21 protein-coding genes and 1 riboswitch are annotated in these 17,750 nt (G+C 65.3%); of the genes, 6 read left to right on the top strand and 15 right to left on the bottom strand.

Features of this window, described 5'->3' with window-relative positions:
- Positions 1–32: 32 nt before the first annotated feature.
- Genes VNT59_RS16665 through VNT59_RS16650 form a run of 4 tightly spaced genes read right to left on the bottom strand, consistent with a single transcriptional unit; the run spans position 33 to position 1,933 of the window.
- Positions 33–470, bottom strand: coding sequence for a hypothetical protein (locus VNT59_RS16665; RefSeq protein WP_325500130.1), 438 nt, complete (start codon positions 468–470; stop codon positions 33–35).
- Positions 463–1,098 (bottom strand): histidine phosphatase family protein, encoded by a 636-nt coding sequence (locus tag VNT59_RS16660; protein WP_325500128.1) that lies wholly within the window; start codon positions 1,096–1,098, stop codon positions 463–465. Before VNT59_RS16660 ends, VNT59_RS16665 begins: the two co-directional genes overlap by 8 nt.
- A 50-nt stretch (positions 1,099–1,148) precedes the next feature.
- Positions 1,149–1,580, bottom strand: coding sequence for a GNAT family N-acetyltransferase (locus VNT59_RS16655; protein ID WP_325500126.1), 432 nt, complete (start codon positions 1,578–1,580; stop codon positions 1,149–1,151).
- A gap of 59 nt (positions 1,581–1,639) precedes the next feature.
- Positions 1,640–1,933 carry a YciI family protein gene (locus tag VNT59_RS16650; protein ID WP_325500124.1) on the bottom strand — a complete coding sequence of 98 codons (294 nt, stop codon included), beginning with the start codon at positions 1,931–1,933 and terminating at the stop codon, positions 1,640–1,642.
- Positions 1,934–2,087: 154 nt separating this feature from the next.
- On the opposite strand from VNT59_RS16650, the gene VNT59_RS16645 reads away from it, so the two are divergent.
- Entirely contained in the window at positions 2,088–2,465 is a 378-nt protein-coding gene (locus VNT59_RS16645; protein ID WP_325500122.1) for a hypothetical protein, read from the top strand.
- 130 nt (positions 2,466–2,595) lie between these two features.
- Here VNT59_RS16645 and VNT59_RS16640 read toward each other — a convergent pair whose 3' ends face one another.
- Together VNT59_RS16640 and VNT59_RS16635 are read right to left on the bottom strand one after the other, a co-directional pair.
- Positions 2,596–3,204, bottom strand: a complete 609-nt coding sequence (locus tag VNT59_RS16640) for a hypothetical protein (RefSeq protein WP_325500120.1) — start codon at positions 3,202–3,204, stop codon at positions 2,596–2,598.
- Positions 3,205–3,273: 69 nt separating this feature from the next.
- Entirely contained in the window at positions 3,274–4,605 is a 1,332-nt protein-coding gene (locus tag VNT59_RS16635; RefSeq protein ID WP_325500118.1) for a purine-cytosine permease family protein, read from the bottom strand.
- 68 nt (positions 4,606–4,673) lie between these two features.
- Positions 4,674–4,777, bottom strand: a riboswitch (TPP riboswitch).
- Positions 4,778–4,954: 177 nt separating this feature from the next.
- Between VNT59_RS16635 and VNT59_RS16630 the strand changes: the two genes are divergently transcribed.
- The 3 genes from VNT59_RS16630 to VNT59_RS16620 all read left to right on the top strand — a co-directional run bounded on the left by VNT59_RS16630 (position 4,955) and on the right by VNT59_RS16620 (position 7,211).
- Positions 4,955–5,335: a nuclear transport factor 2 family protein gene (locus tag VNT59_RS16630; protein WP_325500116.1), complete on the top strand. Its 381-nt coding sequence runs from the start codon at positions 4,955–4,957 to the stop codon at positions 5,333–5,335.
- Positions 5,336–5,544: 209 nt separating this feature from the next.
- A complete protein-coding gene (locus VNT59_RS16625) occupies positions 5,545–6,075 on the top strand; it encodes a hemerythrin domain-containing protein (RefSeq protein WP_325500114.1) in 531 nt (176 codons plus the stop codon).
- Complete coding sequence (locus tag VNT59_RS16620; RefSeq protein ID WP_325500112.1) at positions 6,072–7,211, top strand: glutathione-independent formaldehyde dehydrogenase; 1,140 nt, start codon at positions 6,072–6,074, stop codon at positions 7,209–7,211. The genes VNT59_RS16625 and VNT59_RS16620 overlap by 4 nt, the downstream gene beginning before the upstream one ends.
- A gap of 109 nt (positions 7,212–7,320) precedes the next feature.
- Here VNT59_RS16620 and VNT59_RS16615 read toward each other — a convergent pair whose 3' ends face one another.
- On the bottom strand, positions 7,321–7,626 hold the full coding sequence (locus VNT59_RS16615; RefSeq protein ID WP_325500110.1) for a SemiSWEET family transporter: 306 nt from the start codon (positions 7,624–7,626) through the stop codon (positions 7,321–7,323).
- Positions 7,627–7,763: 137 nt separating this feature from the next.
- On the opposite strand from VNT59_RS16615, the gene VNT59_RS16610 reads away from it, so the two are divergent.
- Both VNT59_RS16610 and VNT59_RS16605 read left to right on the top strand, forming a co-directional pair.
- Positions 7,764–9,215 carry an RNB domain-containing ribonuclease gene (locus VNT59_RS16610; RefSeq protein WP_325500108.1) on the top strand — a complete coding sequence of 484 codons (1,452 nt, stop codon included), beginning with the start codon at positions 7,764–7,766 and terminating at the stop codon, positions 9,213–9,215.
- Between the two features lie 109 nt (positions 9,216–9,324).
- Positions 9,325–9,819 carry an AAA family ATPase gene (locus VNT59_RS16605; RefSeq protein WP_325500106.1) on the top strand — a complete coding sequence of 165 codons (495 nt, stop codon included), beginning with the start codon at positions 9,325–9,327 and terminating at the stop codon, positions 9,817–9,819.
- A gap of 82 nt (positions 9,820–9,901) precedes the next feature.
- On the opposite strand, the gene VNT59_RS16600 is transcribed toward VNT59_RS16605, so the two are convergent.
- From VNT59_RS16600 to VNT59_RS16570, 8 genes are all read right to left on the bottom strand, one after another.
- Entirely contained in the window at positions 9,902–11,161 is a 1,260-nt protein-coding gene (locus VNT59_RS16600) for a nitronate monooxygenase (protein ID WP_325500104.1), read from the bottom strand.
- 466 nt (positions 11,162–11,627) lie between these two features.
- Positions 11,628–11,960, bottom strand: a complete 333-nt coding sequence (locus VNT59_RS21910; protein WP_414708405.1) for a DUF1992 domain-containing protein — start codon at positions 11,958–11,960, stop codon at positions 11,628–11,630.
- Between the two features lie 177 nt (positions 11,961–12,137).
- Positions 12,138–12,716, bottom strand: a complete 579-nt coding sequence (locus tag VNT59_RS16595; protein ID WP_325500102.1) for a hypothetical protein — start codon at positions 12,714–12,716, stop codon at positions 12,138–12,140.
- Positions 12,717–13,801: 1,085 nt separating this feature from the next.
- Positions 13,802–14,302 carry a hypothetical protein gene (locus tag VNT59_RS16590; protein WP_325500100.1) on the bottom strand — a complete coding sequence of 167 codons (501 nt, stop codon included), beginning with the start codon at positions 14,300–14,302 and terminating at the stop codon, positions 13,802–13,804.
- Between the two features lie 90 nt (positions 14,303–14,392).
- The gene (locus tag VNT59_RS16585) at positions 14,393–14,980 is read right to left on the bottom strand and encodes a histidine phosphatase family protein (RefSeq protein ID WP_325500098.1); all 588 of its coding nucleotides are present in this window, start codon (positions 14,978–14,980) and stop codon (positions 14,393–14,395) included.
- 991 nt (positions 14,981–15,971) lie between these two features.
- A complete protein-coding gene (locus VNT59_RS16580; RefSeq protein ID WP_325500096.1) occupies positions 15,972–16,397 on the bottom strand; it encodes a phosphate-starvation-inducible PsiE family protein in 426 nt (141 codons plus the stop codon).
- A 155-nt stretch (positions 16,398–16,552) separates the two neighbouring features.
- Positions 16,553–17,257 (bottom strand): HAD family phosphatase, encoded by a 705-nt coding sequence (locus VNT59_RS16575; RefSeq protein ID WP_325500094.1) that lies wholly within the window; start codon positions 17,255–17,257, stop codon positions 16,553–16,555.
- Between the two features lie 83 nt (positions 17,258–17,340).
- Positions 17,341–17,667 (bottom strand): hypothetical protein, encoded by a 327-nt coding sequence (locus VNT59_RS16570; protein ID WP_325500092.1) that lies wholly within the window; start codon positions 17,665–17,667, stop codon positions 17,341–17,343.
- Between the last annotated feature and the right edge of the window lie 83 nt (positions 17,668–17,750).

Raw genomic sequence — 17,750 nt, 5'->3', positions numbered from 1 at the left:
CCCAGTGCGTCCGTGTCGAAGGTGCTCACATCTCAAGAAGCATCTGCGGGCGAGAGTGCGTCGTAGACTGCCGCGACCACGACGCTCATGCCAGTCCACAGCACCCAGGAAATTCCGTCCTGCACCGCAACGACAGGCAAAGGATTGCCGATGACCAGATTCATCGCCGGCTGCCGAAATAGTCGGCCCATGACGGCCAGAAGGAGGACGCCCAGGACGACGCCGCGCAGCAGCGACGACCTTCGAGGCAACGCCGGCCGGATCAGCGCGTAGAGAACGACGAGGCCGATGCCGGTTTCGAGCGAGGTCAGCAACGCGACACACCGCACATCCCAGGACGGAATGACCGCGCGCCCCTGCATGTGCGCGGAGACCCAGGATCGGACCCACTCCTGGCTGCCGACATGGATCAAGAAGCCAATAACCGCGGCAGTGAATGCGCTCAGTGAGCCGGCCAGGTACTTATTCATGCGTTGAATCTCGGGAAGGGTCTTGAGACTTGCACTTGACCAGCGCCAGGGCCAGCACGCACTGCGCGGCGGTGTCGAAGGCGCCGTCGACCGTCATTGCGTAAACGCCCGCATTGGGCAGCTGCCAATCGAAGAAGTCGTCAAAACCGGCGTGCCCGATCGCGCGCAGCACTTTGGCGACAAAACCGTGGCAGACCAGCGCCACGCGCCTGCCTGGGCACGAGGCGGCAAGTTCAGCGAGGCCCTCGCGCACGCGCTGAACCACCTGTTCGATCGATTCGCCGCCGGGCGGCGCAGCAGCCCAGTGACGGGTGATGTTGCGCGCCCACAGTTCCGGAAACCGCGCCTGGGCCTCGCTGCGGGTGAGCCCTTCGAACACGCCGACATGGCGCTCGCGCAGCCACTCCACCGGTACCGGGCTGAGCGCGCGTCCGGCGCAGATCAGTTCAGCCGTCTGGCGCGCCCGCCGCAGCGGGGAACAGAGCACGACATCGATGTCCGCCAGCAAGGGCCGGAGCGCGATCGCCTGCTCTTTGCCTCGATCCGTCAGCTCGGGGTCGAGTGCGCCGAGATACCGGCCCGCCCGATTGAACTCGGTCTCTCCGTGCCGGATGACGAGCAACTCCACGACGCTAACGCAATGGCCAGGGGCGGACCCGGGGGAGACGGCCCGCCATCTCAGGCCGCGTCCCGATAGATCTGCGGGAAGTAGCGCTCCATGAGCGACTCCGGTTTCGCGGGGGCGTCGAATCCGAACTGGCGATACAGGCCGTGGGCATCGGCCGTGGCCAGCGTGAAGCGGCGCAGCCCCTGCAGGTCCGGATGCGACAGCACCGCGCGCAGCATCGCCTTGCCGTGGCCCCGGCCCCGGTGGGCGGGCAGGACGAACACGTCCACCAGGTTGGCGAACGTCGCGCAGTCGGAGACGACGCGGGCGAACGCCACCTGGGACTGGCCGAGGAAGCCGCCGAAGCAGAGCGAGTGCTCGATCGCGCGCTGCACGGTCGCCAGCGGGATGCCGCGCGCCCAGGTCGAATGCTGGCTGAGGAAGGCGTGGATCAGAGGCACATCGAGCTGCGACGTGTCGGTGGTGATTCGCAAGGTATCCATGCGCTTGACGTTGGTGATGGCCGGCCTGGTTCAGGTGCGATCGAGCAGCGGTGCGGCCCTCACACCAGGACCTTCTTCTCGAGTGCCTTGTTCCAGTGCAGGACTTCGACCTCCTGGCGCAGCCCGCAGCGGTGGAACGGGTCCGACTTCATGAGTTCGAGGACGGCCTCCTTGGAGGGCGCCTCGACCACCCACAAGCCGCCTTTCGGCACCGCCTCCGGCTGCGTGCGCAGGGAGCCTGCGACCAGGACCGTCTCCTGGTGCCGCGCCACCCACTCGACATGGGCCTGCAAGTGCTCGGCCCTGAGCGGTCCGTGGCCCGGCTTGTCAGTGAAGATGACCGCAAACAGCATGTTCAGTCCCCTGTCCGAAGTAAGGTGTCGCGGTCCCGCCCCGGCGCGACAGCGGCTGCCCGAAGGCTCCTACAACCCGGTGCGCCATTGCGCGACAGCCGGTTTGGCGCCGCGGGACCAGGCTCTCGAGGAGATCGTTTCCCCGGAGCATCCCATGAGCGCCACCGACCCCACCAGCACTGACCTGGCCACCGGCGTGACCGGCAAGATCATACGGTTCTCGTGGACGGACGGCCCGACCAAGGGCGCCGCCCACGTCCACGTGTTTCACGAAGACGGAACGGTGGAATGGCACAGCGCGGACCAGGCAGCCACGCACGACAGCGGCCGTGCCGGCGTGGACCGACCCGCTTTCGCCGACGAAGCCGTCGCCAGCGGCGTGCGCCTGATCTCGTACCTCTCGAGCTCCGGCTTCACGCTGACCGTCGTGTTGAACTCCCTCACCGGCCGGATCGCAGGGATCGCCTCGAACGAGAAGACCTGGGTGCCGGTCCATGGGTTCTTCGAGCTGGTGCCGACACCCGGGCCTTGATCGCCGCGCGCAAGCATGTCCAAGGCCCGGCTCGGCACGGCACGGCACGTCGGCCGGGAACCCGGGCGCTTCCGATGTGCGGACCGTCGCGCCGCCTTTCGGGTCGATCGAGGCCCGGGAGCGGGCCGCGTCATGAACGCCTGGCTGCGTCCTGCTGCAGACAGGACCAGAACACCATCCCCATCAGCTGGCGCAGGTCCGGTGCGTCGGCGCCGTCATAGACCGCCTGGGCCACCGCCCCAATGAGCGCGGGCGGGTACAGCTCGCGATTCTTCAGGCGCGCCGCGGTCTTTTCTTCGGCTGCCGGCCGGTCCAGCCCGGCTTGGCGGTCCGCGTGCAGGAAGAACGGGATGTCGGCCCGGGCGTAGCAGATCTTCGCTTTCGCCACCGGCTCCGGCAGCGCCATGTTCTGCCGCCGGGCGCAGTCGTACAGTTTCTCCGCCGCGAAATCGGCGTAGTGCTTCACCTCGCCCTTGTCGACGCGATCGAACAACTCGAGCGCCAGCTTCTGTCCGAACTCGTCGCCACGCACGTACGGCAGCACGCTCTCACGATCGCGCCGGCCCAGCATGTAGTTGCGCCCCATGTTCAGGGCCATGAAGCCTTCCGCATCGCACAACCGGAAGGCCGCCCTCCCGGCTGAGGCCGCGCCGCCGGACGGCGCCTGCGCGTTGGCCTGCGGCGGCAGCAGCAGCGCAGCCGCGATCAGGAAGCCGAAGCGGCGAAGGAGGAAAAGCATGGACGGACTTTCAAGTGACAAGGTCGGCGCGGGCCGACGGAGGATTCCGAGTGTGCCAGCGCCCGCGGGCTACGCCCCTGCCCCGGCGCGACGGCGGCCGCTCGGCGCAGCGCCGTCGGCGGGCCGCGTCGCCAGCGCCAACGTGAACGTCAGCGCCAGCGAAGGAAGTGCCGCGCCCCAGGAAGGCGCGTAGAGCCGGCACAGGTGGTAGGCGGCGATGCCGGCGATCCAGATGGCGATGGGCGCCGCCTCGGCCCGTTTGGCGCGCGCGAGCCGCGCCACCGTGTCGGCGCCCGCCAGGCGTCCGATGATCACGCCGAACAAGGGAACGAAGATCGAGCTGAGCATCAGCAGAAAGGGTTCCAGGCTGTGCATCGGCAGCGCCAGCGCCAGCACCGTGCAGGCCGCCACCATGGCCAGCCCCCAGCGGCGGACGGTCCAGCGCGGCATCAGGCTGTGGCTGGAAACGGCGCCCGAATAGCAGTCGCCGTAGGCGTTGTCGACCTCGTCGACCAGGATCAGCGACAAGGCGATCACGCCGCCTTGCGCCAGCAGCAGGGCCGTGACCAGATCCTGGCTCGGCAGGGTGATCGCCACCAGCACGCCCAGGGCATAGCACCAGGTGTTGGCGACCGCGTAGCCGAGCCAGGTGCCGCGCAGCGCGGCGCGGCCGTCGCGGCCGTGGCGCGCGTAGTCGGCGACCAGCGGCAGCCAGGAGACCGGCATGGCGATCACCAGGTCCAGCGCCGGCAGCAGGCCCATCCCGCCGGCGCCGGGCCGGCTCCAGATGGTGGACCAGCCCTGCGCCAGCGCCATGGCCGCGAACTGCCAGGTCAGCCACAGCAGCGACAGGATCACCAGCGGCAGCGCCAGGCGCGAGACCAGGCGGCGCACCAGCCGCACCATGGAGCCGGCCACCAGCAGTGCGAGCAGCGCGCCCCACAGCACGGTCGCCGCCACGGCCCAGGCCGGCGCCGCCATCACGCCGGCCTGGCGGCCGACGGCGATGGTGGCGTCGCGCATCACGACCAGCTCGAAGGCGCCCCAGCCGAGCAACTGGACGATGTTGAGGACGATGGGCAGGCGGGCGAAGCCGGTCCCGTAGACGGCCTGCATCAGCCCGGCGCTGGCGAGCCCGCTGTCGCAGCCGATCTTCGCGACCCAGGCGAGCAGGCCGGCGCCGATGACCGAGCCGCCGACGATCGCGAGCAGCGCCTGCTGCGGCCCGAGCGCCGGCACCAGGTAGGCGCCGACCTGCATCACCAGCAGGCCCACGCCCAGGCTGAACCAGAGCGAGGCGTGATGGCGCCAGTCGAAGGCGCGCTCGGCGGACGGGACGGGGGTCAGGGCCTCGTTCGAAGAACGGGTCCCGGGGACGGTGGCGGACGGCGTACTGGCCATGTGCTCTTGCTCCAGGCGGCGCGTCAGGGCGCGGCGGCGCGGGAGCGGCGGAGCAGAACGGGCCCGCCTCCTGCGGTCGACGACTTCCCTGCGCGAGGATTACCTCAATCAGGTTCAGAGGGACTCTCTCAGTCGCCGCCCCGGACGGGCGGCAACACCCCTAGCGGATGTGCCGGCTGGCACGGCCCACGATTCTAGCCAGCGGCGTGCCCGGGGGGCTCGGCCGTGGCGCGCGCCGCGTTCCTGGATCCGGGGTGCCGATGGCGCGCCGAGGTAGGGCAAAGGCTGGGCGCCTAGCCGTTCCGGATCGAACGACAATGGCCTCGTCACACGAACCCGGGGGTGAAGTATGAGCATCACCGTTGCTGATCTGCGGGCCTTCGCCGATGCCTGGAACAGGCACGACGTCGAGGCGCTGATGCGGTTCATGACGCACGACTGCGTATTCGAGGCGTCGGCCGGGCCTCAAGCCTGCGGCACGCGATCGGTCGGCGCCGTGGCCGTGCGAGCCGCGTTCCAGGAGGTCTGGCAGACCTTCCCGGACGCCCAATGGTCGCGCGCCCGCCACTTCATCTGCGGCGACCGCGGCGTCTCCGAGTGGACATTTACCGGGACGCGGTCGGATGGCGGCCGGGTCGAGGTCAACGGCTGCGACCTGTTCACCTTCAGGGACGGAAAGATCGCCGTCAAGAACTCCTACCGCAAGAACCGCCCGCCGCTCCCCGGGTGAGCCGGGCGGTCGCCTGCGAACGGCGAGCGGGACAGCCGCCTCTGCGCGTGGCGCCGGAGCGCGGCAGCGACCGCGCCCTGCGCACGCCGGCGCGTGTCGTGCGGGCCGGCTCCTACATCCGTGGACTTCCCGTCCGACATGCGGCGCGGGTCAGCGCCACTAGATTGGGTCGTGCGCCGCATCCGGTGCACAACCCCAAGGAGTACCTCATGAGGCCCCAGCCTGCCTACGAAGACGCGATCGATCTGCTGGACGCGGACCACAAGCTCGTCAAGAAACTGTTCATCGACTTCAATGCCCTGGTGGAGGACGACGCGCCGCCGCAATTCAAGCAGCAAGTCGCCGTCAAGATCTGCCAGGAGCTCACGGTCCATGCGCAGATCGAGGAAGAGATCTTCTATCCTGCCGTGCGCAAGGCCATCGACAACGACGGCCTGCTCGACGAAGCCGAGCAGGAGCATGCCCAGGCCAAGGAGCTGATCGCCAAGATCGGGGCCATGGCCGCCGGCGACGCGGGCTACGACGAGGCGGTGCAATCGCTGGGCCAGCTGATCGACCATCACGTGCTGGAAGAGCGCGAACAGCTGTTCCTCCAGGCCCGGTACGCCGACCTCGACCTGCGCGGCATGGTGCCGGCGCTGGCCGCCCGCAAGAAGCAACTGCAGCAGCCCGCGCCGGCGGGCGCCGCCAAGACGCCGAAGAAGCAGAGCAGCGCCACGGCGAAGAAGGAGCACGCATGAGAGCGCTCGTCTACAACGGCCCGCGGCAGGTGGTGGTCAAGAACATGCCCGACGCGAAGATCGAGCGCGCGACCGACGTGCTGGTCCGCATCACCACCACCAACATCTGCGGCTCCGACCTGCACATGTACGAAGGGCGCACCGCCATGGAACCCGGCCGCATCCTCGGCCACGAGAACCTCGGTGAAGTGATCGAAATCGGCGCCGCCGTCGACCGGGTCAAGGTCGGCGACCGGGTCTGCCTGCCGTTCAACATCGGCTGCGGCTTCTGCGAAAACTGCGAGAAGGGCCTCAGCGGCTTTTGCCTGACCTGTAATCCGGGGATGGCCGGCGCCGCCTACGGCTTTGCCGGCATGGGTCCGTATGCCGGCGGGCAGGCCGAGCTGCTGCGCGTGCCCTACGGCGACTTCAACTGCCTGGTGTTGCCGCGCGGCGCCGAGGAAAAGGAAAACGACTACGTCATGCTGGCGGACATCTTTCCGACCGGCTACCACGCCACCGAGCTGGCCCAGGTGCAGCCGGGGGACAACGTGGTCATCTACGGCGCCGGTCCGGTGGGGCTGATGGCGGCGTACGCGTCGATGATCCGGGGCGCCGCGTTGGTGATGGTGGTCGACACCCACAAGGACCGGCTGGCCCTGGCCGAGAAGGTCGGGGCGGTGGCCATCGACGACACCGAAGGCGGCGGCATCGAGCGGATCATGGAGCTGACCGGTGGCAAGGGCGCCGACAAGGGGTGCGAATGCGTAGGCTACCAGTGCTGCAACATGCACCGGGAGGAAGTGCCGAACCTGACCATGAACAACCTGGTGGCGACCGTGAAGGCGACCGGCCGCATCGGCGTGGTGGGCGTGTTCGTGCCCGAGGACCCCAACGCCGACAACAAGCTGGAAAAGCGCGGCCAGCTGGCCTTCGACTTCGGCCAGTTCTGGTTCAAGGGCCAGACCATCGGCACCGGGCAGGCCAACGTCAAGGCCTACAACCGCTTCCTGAGCCGCCTCATCGAGAAGGACAAGGTCAAGCCGTCATGGATCGTCTCGCACGAACTGCCGCTGGAGCAGGCGCCCGAGGCCTACCAGAAGTTCGACGAGCGCCGCAACGGCTGGACCAAGGTGGTGCTCAAGCCGGGCACCTGAGGCCGGGCGGCGGGTCGCCCCTCGGAACGCGAGCTCACCGGGCTGGCCGGCCACCGCGCCGTCGACCGGCGCGCCCTGCCCCGCGCGCGCCGAGCGGCAAAGGTGGAGGCTACCCGGCGTGCCACAACACGCCGGCGACGACGGCGCCATCGAGCAGCACCCAGCCGACGCAGGCGACATAGATCGTCTTGTCACGCTTGTGCAGCCCGTAGAAGAACCACAGGCAGGCCGACAACAGGTAGGCGCCCCAGGACAGCAGCGACACGCCTTCCGTCCGGCCCTGCGCCCAGACGGACCAGACCTGCGGCACCGTCATGACCATGGTGAACACCGACAGCACCGGCAGCACCCGCTCCAGCGGGCTGCGGTGGCCGGCGGCCGGCGGCGTATGTCGCGACGATTCCGATTGCCACATGGAACGACTCCGGAGGTGATCCACCCGGCGGGTGGACCGGCACGGGCCGAGGATAGCGGCAAGGCTGATCGTAAGCATCGGTAAGGCAGGCCGATCGCTCCTGACCGGCACACGCTACAGTCGGCCCATCCCTGCTCATGGACCTGTCCCGCCTGCACCACCTCGCCGTCGAAGCCATGCGTTCGCGCGGCCTGCTGCCGGCCTTCGCGCCGACAGCGCTGCAGGAAGCGGAGGCGGCGCGCCACGCCGGGCCGCAGCGGCCGGGCGACATCCGCGACCTGCGCCACCTCACCTGGTTTTCCATCGACAACGACGACACGCGCGACCTCGATCAGCTGAGCGTGGCCGAGCCGCTGGCCGGCGGCGCGGCGCGCCTGCTGGTGGCCGTGGCGGACGTCGACGCGATGGTGCGTCCCGGCGGCGCGGTGGATGCCCACGCGAGCATCAACACGACGTCGGTGTACACCGCCGCCGGCGTGTTTCCCATGCTGCCGGAGGCGCTGTCCACCGACCTCACGTCCCTGCACGAGGGGCAGGAACGGCTGGCGGTGGTCGTGGAGATGGTGGTGCAGCCCGATGGCGGCGTCGCCGCGTCGGAACTGTACCGGGCAGCGGTGCTCAATCGCGCCAGGTTGACGTACGAGCGCGTTTCGCAATGGCTGGACGGCGCCGATGCGGCGCTGCCGCAACTGCCGCAGGTGCCGGGCCTGGCGCAGCAGCTTCGCCTGCACGATGCGCTGGCGGCGCAGCTGCGGCAGTGGCGCCATCAGCGCGGCGCGCTCAACGTCAGCACCGTCTCCGCCCGTCCGGTGTTCGAGGACGGCCAGCTGGTGGACCTGCGCGCGGACGAGAAGAATCGCGCCAAGGACCTGATCGCCGACCTGATGATCGCCGCCAATGGCGCGACGGCGCGGTTCCTCTCGCATCGGGGCTTCCCGTCGCTGCGCCGTTTCCTGCAGTCGCCGCGGCGCTGGGACCGCATCGAGGCGCTGGCGGCGAGCTACGGCACCACGCTGCCGACCGAGCCTGATGCAGTCGCGCTCGACCACTTCCTGACCCGCCGCCGCGAAGCCGACCCGCAGGGATTCGCCGACTTGTCGCTGCGCATCGTGAAGATGCTCGGCCCCGGCGAGTACGCCGCCGCGGCGCCGGCCGCGACCCACCTCGGTCACTTCGGGCTGGCGGTCAGCGACTATGCGCATTCCACGGCCCCGAACCGGCGTTTTCCCGACCTCGTGACGCAACGCCTGGTCAAGGCCGCGCTCGCCGGCGATCCGCCGGCCTATGCGTTCGAGGCGCTGCTGGAGATCGCGCGCCACTGCACGCTGCAGGAGGACAACGCCAACCGGGTGGAGCGGCAGGTGCTCAAGGCCGCCGCCGGCTGGCTGATGCAGGATCGCATCGGCGAGACGTTTGCCGCCATCGTCACGGGCGCGGCGCCCAAGGGCACCTTCGTTCGCACGGCGCGGCCGCTGCTGGAAGGCCGCCTGGTGCGCGGCTTCGAAGGCGCCGATGTCGGCGACGCGCTGCAGGTGCGCCTGCTGGCGGTCGATCCCGAACAGGGTTTCATCGATTTCGAGCGCGCGTGAGCGCGCGGTCCGGTCTGGCGAGAAGTCGCCTGCGATGCGTAGCCCCGTGCGCGCTCGGTGAAATGCCACGTTCGGCCCGCAAGCGGGCTGTCCCGAAGCACAATGCGGCATGCTCATCGTCCTTTCGGGATTGCCGGGGACGGGCAAGACGACCATTGCCCGTCTATTGGCGCAGCGCCTGGCGGCCGTTCATCTGCGGATCGACACCATCGAGCAGGCGCTGTCGGCCGCCGGGGCGGCCGCCTCGGTCGGCCCCGAAGGCTATCTGGTCGCCTACGGCATCGCTTCGGACAATCTCCGCCTCGGGCTGAGCGTGATCGCGGATGCGGTGAACGCGACGCGCACGACCCGAGCGACCTGGGAGTCCGTAGCGCGCGCATGCGGCTCGGGCTTCCTGCATGTCCGTCTCTCGTGCTCGGATTCGCTGGAGCACCAGCGTCGAGTGCGGGAGCGTCGAAGCGACATCGCCGGCCACGTGCTCCCCACATGGGAAGCGATCGCGCAGATGCGCCTGGAACCCGTCTCGACCGGCACGTTGTCACTCGACACCTGCGCTTGTACGCCGGCGCACGCAGCGGAATCGATCGCCCGTGCGCTGGCATGAGGCTGTCGCCGGCCGGCGGCAGCCAACGAAGACGAAGCAGACGATCCGCCGGTCCCGGTGACCTGGGCCGGCGCGGCAATGCTCAGCTGCGGTCCTCGCGCGGGGGCAAGGCGATCTGGTTGTCGACGCTGAACTGGTAGTCCTTGAACACATGCTCCGCCGTGAGCAGCTGGTACGTCCCGTCGGCCTTCTTGTGCGTGGTGTCCTTGAGGCGGTACGTGTAGTGGCCGCAGGTCCAGACATTGAAGTTGCGCATGTGGGTGCACAGGCAGGTCTTGTCCATCACCACGACCGTCTTCTGGTCGGGATGGGCCAGCACCTCGCGGTTGTAGGAATCGATATAGGCGCAGTTGCCGTTGGCGTCGAGCAGGTAGCCATAGGATTCGCAACCCGGACGGATGCCCGAACCGATCGCCGGCGTGTTCCGCAACATGCGCATCGGGTAGCCGGTGGGCGAAATGCCGTTGACGATGATGTCGTCTTCGGTGGCCTTCAGGTATTCCTGCTTCACGTCGGCGGGCAAGCCACACTCGTGCGTGATGGTGAAGCGCGTCGCCACCTGCACGCCGCCGGCGCCCTTTTCCAGGAAACCCACGGCATCGGTCCCGGTGAATATCCCGCCCGCGGCAATCACCGGAATGGCCAGTTGCTCGTCCCTCAGGAATGCATGGATCTCGTCCATGATGGCGTGCAAGTCGTATTCGGCCCAATCCATGCCGAAGCCGAGGTGGCCGCCGGCCAGTGGTCCTTCGACGATGACGTAGTCAGGCAACCGGTCCAGCCTGGCGTTCTTGCGCAGGAACAATTGCAGCGCGCGCGCGGACGACACGATGATGCCCAGCTTGGCATCGCGGAAGCGCGGATGGTCGGCGATCAGGCCGAAGGAACCCAGGTGCAAGCCGGCCGACAGGGTGATGCCGTCGATGCCGCCGTCCAATGCCGCCGACAGGCGCGTGCGCAAGGTTTCGCGCGGCGCATTCATGGTCAGCTTTTCCATGCAATTGACGAACACCAGGCCGTCGCCTCTCTTCGCCTCCATGGTCGAGCGCACGTGATTGATCGTCGCTTCGGCCAGGCGGCCCATGTCGAACTGGACGACGGCCTTGTTCAGGTTGTTGATATTGAACTTGTAGGTCCTGGTCTTGTCCTTGACGAAGGTGGTGTCGAACTTGCGGTCCGACACGTCGTGGATCATCGCATCGGAAATGTGCCCGATGCCGCCCAGGCGCGCAGCTTCCAGCGCCAGCTCCGAGGTCGAAATATCGACACCCATGCCGCCGATCATGATCGGGACGTACTCCCGGTTGCCCAGTTTCAGGCGGAAATCATCAACACGTTTCATCGCTCATCTTGCTTGGAGGGTCCTCGTCCCGGCCCGGCACCTTCGTCTGTCGTCGCGGAAGCCTCGGCTCGCCAGCGTCACACGGTCCCGGTACGCTCATTCCCGGCCCGCCGAACGACGGCCAAGGCGCGGCTCGGGTTCAGGGGAGATTGTCACCCCTGGATCGCCGAAATGGTGGACAGCCTCATTCCCGTGGTTCACGTCCGGTGGCTGGCCAGACCATTTCCTTGCCTCTGCCGGGAGCGATCTCCCAGGGCCGGCATTCACGAAGCACGGTCCAGGTGTCCTGCCGCGCTGGCCGGGATTGTCCGCCTTCGACCAGCGTCGCGGAGCCTGACTTGCCGCCTCGACCTGGTCATGCGCCAACGCTGAAGACGCTCTGCGTGAGGGGGCGAGTATCAATGAATCCGAGGCCAGCTCCGTGTCCGCGTCGAACGACCTGTTGGACCGCATAGCGCCCTGGTACTCACAACGAGCCACTCGCACGAAGCGCTTCAAGTCGAAGAGCGATCTTCTGCTCTAGTTCGCTGAGCTGCCGCATCAACGAGCTCTTCTCTGCTGCCGTGGGAGCGCCTTCAATCAGATGACGAAGGCGTGCTCGTTCGTGGAACAGAGCGACCTCGGGAGGCGCAAACCCGGCGTCCTTCAAGATCTTGAACGCCTGCCTGAACTCGTCAGGCGTTTCTTCCCAACCCTCAGGGCGGACGAGGGGCTTGCCATAGCTGGGCGCCGATTGGAGTTCACCTGACGCGGCCGCGGCCTCCAAGTGGCGTCGGATGTCGTCGTCTAATGTTCCCACACGTTCCCCCTATGCGGTCCAACCTACGAGCCGAGCGGCTGGCCGCGGCAGGACGCCTGGGCCGCGAGATGCAGCATACACAGTGAGCCCCTCGCGGCCTAGGCGGCCCCCCGTGACCGTCCGCTCTCGAGCGAGGGGTTAGGCCGCCTGCGCAGTGCCGCCGCTTCACACGATCGACTACTGTGAAGAGAACTTCAAGCTACTGAGAAGCGCCTCGCCTTCCGCGACCAGCTTTGTGATGTCATAGTCGGGTGAGCTCCGAATGGAGTAGTACAGATCAACGGCGTTCCTTCGATCTTGAGGATGAAGGCAGAACCGCCCCACGCTCAAGAGCGGTAGGAACGGCTGCGCTCCTCGACTCCTGGCCTGCGTGTCTTCCGCCGCCATCTTGTATCGGACGCAGGTGACCAGCCCCGCCTCGACTTCGAACGACTCTCTGATGTTTCGATAGCGGCCATCAGAACCCCACCGAGACTTCAGACCCCTCACCTTTGCCACAAGCTCCTCGCCGGTGCCGTAGAGGCTCGCTGTCCGGCCCTCTATTGCTCCTGCGTGCATCGTCGCCCGACTGGGATCGAGTACGCGTTGAAACTGAATGACGCTGCTACCGAACTCGGTCCTCCATGCCGGCTCAACTGGCGCCTCGAAGCTGAACCCGAGCGTGCTACAGATCCTTTCGGCCGGACAAGGCACCTGCGCCGACACAAAGCCAGGTGCGACGGCAAGGGAGATGATGATCGCGGGGAACTTGATCATGCTGCCTGACGAATGAAAGGGACTTCCCCGTCCCGAGGCGACCGTGCATTTGCGGTGACCGGCATCAAAGCGCCACGATGGGATTGTCGAAGTCTCATCAACGCGCTCGAAAGGAGAAGTCCATGGCAATTGTCACCGTGAGAATCGATCTCGCCAAGAACGTGTTTGCCCTGCATGGCGCCGATGCAACGGGCGCGCAGCGCTCGAACCGCTGCGCCAATGACCGTTTGTAGTCTCGCTGTCCGCACCCTTCGCTTGCAGCTGGCATACACGTTGAAGGTTGGCTCTAGCCGACCGCCCTGTCGCGATCGGCCCCTATTTGCTTGACAGGTGGGAAAGCCCTTGTAGTTGGCGTGGACCGGCGCCCAAGGAATTGGAGCGCGGAACGCGCGGACGCCCCTGGGCGTGCGTGTCGAACAACTTGTCAGGCAGCATATTCACTCCGTTCCAACCATTGGTTCAGTTTGCGAGGGCTCTTGAACTCAAGCCACGTGAGGTGTGGAAACTCAGCCGAACGCATGAGCCGCTGAAACTCCGCCTGACGCCGACCATGTGTGCTGAGTATCCAAAACAGAATGGAATCTCGCGAGAGCAATGTGCGAGACAGCGACTCACGATTGCCATGCCAAAGGCGCTCGCGCCGGACGTACCTGAGGAACGTCCTTCGCGCCCCGCGCCAAAACACGACGGGCAGCGAGTAGTTAAGCCAAATGATGGTGTTCGCGCGAGGCCACAGGGTGTTGCGAATGGCCGAGTAATTGCCTGCGACGACCCACGCGGGCGCCTGGGCGCTTTCAAGAAGTAGGCGCTCAAATTCCGAATGCGCTTTCGGCGTCCAGTTGGGCCCCCAATAGAGCTCGTCCAACTCCACGAACGGAGCGCGAACGCGATCGGCGAGTTGACGTGCAAGAGAGGTCTTACCGGCGGCGCTCGTGCCAATCACAACGATGCGAGCATCTGACCGAAGCGCTGGCTCCATGCTGCCTAACGTCCGAGATGACCGGCGCACAAGAAGTGACTGCGCAACGCGCACGGACGCACTTGTGGGTCCGTATCGAAGGACTTGTTAGGCAGCTCTGCGCTCTTCATTTTGGCCTTCCGTGCCACGGATTCTGAAAGAGCGCCTCGTCCGCCCGCATCACGACGAGGCGGCCGCCCACGTACATAAACAACACACCCATCGCAACCAAAAGCAGCAACAGCGCCGCCGCTTCGATCGGATGTGGGGCGGAACTGAGATTCGGGCCCGAGACAAGCAACGCGCCAAACGCCACGAACAGGAGGCCACCCAAGAAAATGACGATTCCAAAGAGCGCCCGAATCGGTCGCGGCACGGAGATACGCTGCGGCTTACCTTTCGGAAGGAACAGATACGATAAGTACGGAGGTGCTTGCCTCCCCTCACTCTCAAGCCGCCGCTTCGTGAATACGTATGCAAGCGATCCATTCAAGAAGAGAAACAACAGATAGCTCGGGACCGCCGCATGCCACCAAGAAAAACCATGGCTGACAGCAAAATAGATCGCAGCGGCAGCTATGACCACCCACACACCAACGTACGCCACAAGAAACAGCCGCGCCTTCATGCTGCCTAACGTCGGAGGTAACCGGCGCCCGAGGAAAGTGAGCGCCGCAAGCGGCGCTGACGCCATTGGGCGTCCGTGTCGAACAACCTGTTAGGTGACAAGCGCATCGATTGCCCTCCAGGGATGCTGCGGCGCGCCTCGCGGCAAGTCGAATGAAAAGTAGTTTCCACCCCCGTTCGCCGGTTGGTCCTGCCGGCGGGAGATGGGCGCGCCGAGCAAATGGCAGTAGAGCAGAGTGCCAACGGCACCTTGTGAAATGATGGCAAGTGAGCCTGGCGAGGTATCGGCCGCGATGATGCGTGCCACGGCGGCGACGATGCGTTGCTGCGCGTGGGAAGCGGTCTCCCAGCCCTTGATGGATTGCTCCGGCTGCGCAAAGAACGCGTCTGCCATCGCTTCGAACTCCGGTGGCGGCAGATATCCTGTAGCCGACCGGTCGTTCTCCCCAAGTTCCTCGATAACGACGTACGGCAGGCTGAGATGGGTTGCTAGAACCTCCGCAGCGTCACGTGCCTTGCGTTCCGAGCTGCTATACAAGGCAGTCAAGTCACTTATCCAAGGCTGCCGCACGCCAGCCCGCATGCGCTCTTTGCCACGGTCTGACAGCGGCCATTGCGGGACGGGCAACGTCGGATCGATGACGACGTTGGGGTGTGTGATGACATACGCGCGCCTCACCTCTGCCCACCTAACGTCGGAGGTAACCGGCGATGGGCGCGGGTTGAACGGCGAGGCCGCGGAACGGCGCCCGGCGTCCGCGGTCGACCAACTTGTTAGGCCTCATCACCTCCCTCTCCTTTGGCAAGAAGATCTTGGCAGCATACTCCTTGACTCGCGTCCACAAAACATCGCTCCTCACTATGTGAAGCCACGGGTTACGGGTACGCTACGTCGAGAACGAATAACCCTAGCGCAATCAACAAGAGCCCATATCCGATGAGTATTAGGAAGAGATCCACGACTCTGATCTCACCGCGATGCGTGAGACGAAACTCTAGGGGATGACGAAGCGCTTTGAACGAAATGGGCAACCTCTACCAAATTGGCGCCAAGACGAAGAAGCCAGCGGCCCCCACTAGGTAGGCTGTCCTGCCGGTTGCATCCCAAGAAATAAGCAATCCTGCAGCGAGAGCGACGCACAGTGCAAGACTAACCACAGACTCCGCGATCGAAGGATTAGAGTCATGCACCACCATGTTGACGCCTAACGTCGGACTTGACCGGCGCACACGAAGCGCGTGCGCAACGCGCACGGGCGCACTTGTGCGCGCGTGTCGAAGGACTTGTTAAGCGGCCCGGCGTTCGTCAAGGGCGGCATAGGTTCCATTGGAACAGGTCTTGAAAATCGCCTCGACATTCGTCGCATATCCACCTATACCCGTCTTCGGTGGACCACCCTTCGTGCAGCGTGTCGGGTTCGGACACCATGAACTTGGTGGAGCAGAACTCACAATGGTCGTGATCGTTCTTCGGATTCGCCGGCGCGTACAAGCGCCAGATCAGCGTTGCCCCGCGGAGGTAGCGCTCCTGGTTCGTAAGACGCCAGTCGTTCGGCGTACGCATCTTTGTCGTTAACGTCGTGGTGAACGGCGGGCCGCAACGCCGGTCTTTGCGTTGGCACGGTGGTTCGCGGCCCGTCCGTTCCACCTGAAGTTAGAGCGCAAAGGGCTCAATGCGCCTCCTTGGCGAGACGGTCATCACGCTCGCGTAGTAGCCAGTAGACCACACCGAGCACGAGGGTTGCTCCAGCCAGCGCCGCAATGGTGCTTGCGCCGGGGGCGCTGGAATCGAGAATGACGAACTTGCGACTCAACGCAATGAGCGCGATGAGCACCACGGTCTTGACCTGGATGATGCTCGAGCGCCGAAGAGCAACGCGAACAATCGAATGCTTGAATTCCATGGCGATGAGCAGCGTCATGATCATGCCAAAGAGCGCCTGAAAGACCTCATGTTCCAGTGAATCTATCGCGCCGCTAAGCAACAGCGACACAATGCCGACGACCAGCTGCACGAGCGCCAGGGCGATGACCACCGAGTTCAGGAGACTCAGAACGATCGCAACAATCTGCTCGAAGCGCTCGTAAACGGACATGATCGGCCAATTCTTTCCGCGAAGAACTTCCGCGGCGCACGGCGTTTGTTTTCCATTTGTCGCTCCTTTGTTACCTTGCACTCTAACGTCGGAAATGACCGACCGCACATAGGCAGGCGAAGCCTGCCGCGTTGGCGTCCGCGTCGATTGACCTGTTAGGCATCGCGGCCTCCCGCGTGGTTGAAGGCCCAGTCGGCTCTTGATGCAATGAACCACTTTCCCACATGAGGCACCGCTTCGTCGAGTGAGCTGAGAACGTATAAGCTGCGACAAACAACTTCTGGTGAAGGTTGAACTAGATCTGGAACAATGACCAGCGCAGCTCCAGAGGCGAGCGCGGCACAAGCACCATTGTGGCTGTCCTCGAACGCAACGCAGGTCTCAGCGCGAACGTCGAGTCGGCTCGCGGCCAGATGATAGATGGCTGGATCTGGCTTACCCCTTGGGACCTCATCGCCTCCGGCAACGGCCAGAAAGCGGTCCAGTACACCTACCGCGGCCAAACGACTCTCAATCTCTTCCATCGAGCTGGATGAAGCAATTGCGCACGGGATTCCTTCAGCAGCCATCGCGTCGAGCAGTGCCTTTGCACCACTTTTCAGCGCAAAGCCGCCGGAAGACATTTGCACTTCGAGCTTGCGCTGCACCTTGGCCCGAGCGAGCTCAAAGCTACTCAGTCCACCGAATGCCTCAATGAGAATCTTGTCAGATTCGCGTGCCTCTCGACCGATGACCCGACCGTATTCTCGCTCTGACAGAACCACTTCCATTTCGCGCGCGGCTTCTAACCAAGCCGTCATGATCGACCGTTCAGAGTCGATCAGCAGGCCATCCATATCGAAGAGTGCGGCATGGTGCATTCCGTGACGCCTAACGTTGGAAGTAAGCGGACGCGCTTAGGCAGGCAGCGCCTGCCGTGACGTGGTCCGTCTTGACTGACTTGTTAGGCTGCGATCGCGACATAGACCAAAAAGCAGGCAACAAAGATCAAGAGGCCGATCCACAGTGGCTTGAGCCCCGATGGCGCCACTGCCTCAATTTGAGCGAGTTCCTTGGCCGCAAATGCTTCGTTAGCCGCATCTTTCGGTTGAGCGGCGCCGCGCAGGAGCCGTAAGGTGTACCAGATGCACACGACGCCGAACAACGAGTAAAGAGCCAATATTGAAAAGAACCCCACTTCGCTCTGCTCTCGGGAAACAGAGACGAGGATGACGTTGCGCCTTAAGCCCAGTTCCGCTGTGCCAGAGAGGAAAGAAGACCAAACCTCCATGAAACTAGCTCCGGTCAAGAGAACACCTCCTGCCGCAAGGACTAGTAGACGAAGCCTCACGCTCATCGGCATCATTGTTCTAG

Origin of the sequence: Ramlibacter sp., assembly GCF_035554825.1 — a bacterium.
GTDB lineage: Bacteria > Pseudomonadota > Gammaproteobacteria > Burkholderiales > Burkholderiaceae_C > Ramlibacter.
Note: the sequence above shows the minus strand (reverse complement) of the source record. Positions and strands in the feature narration are given on the sequence as shown.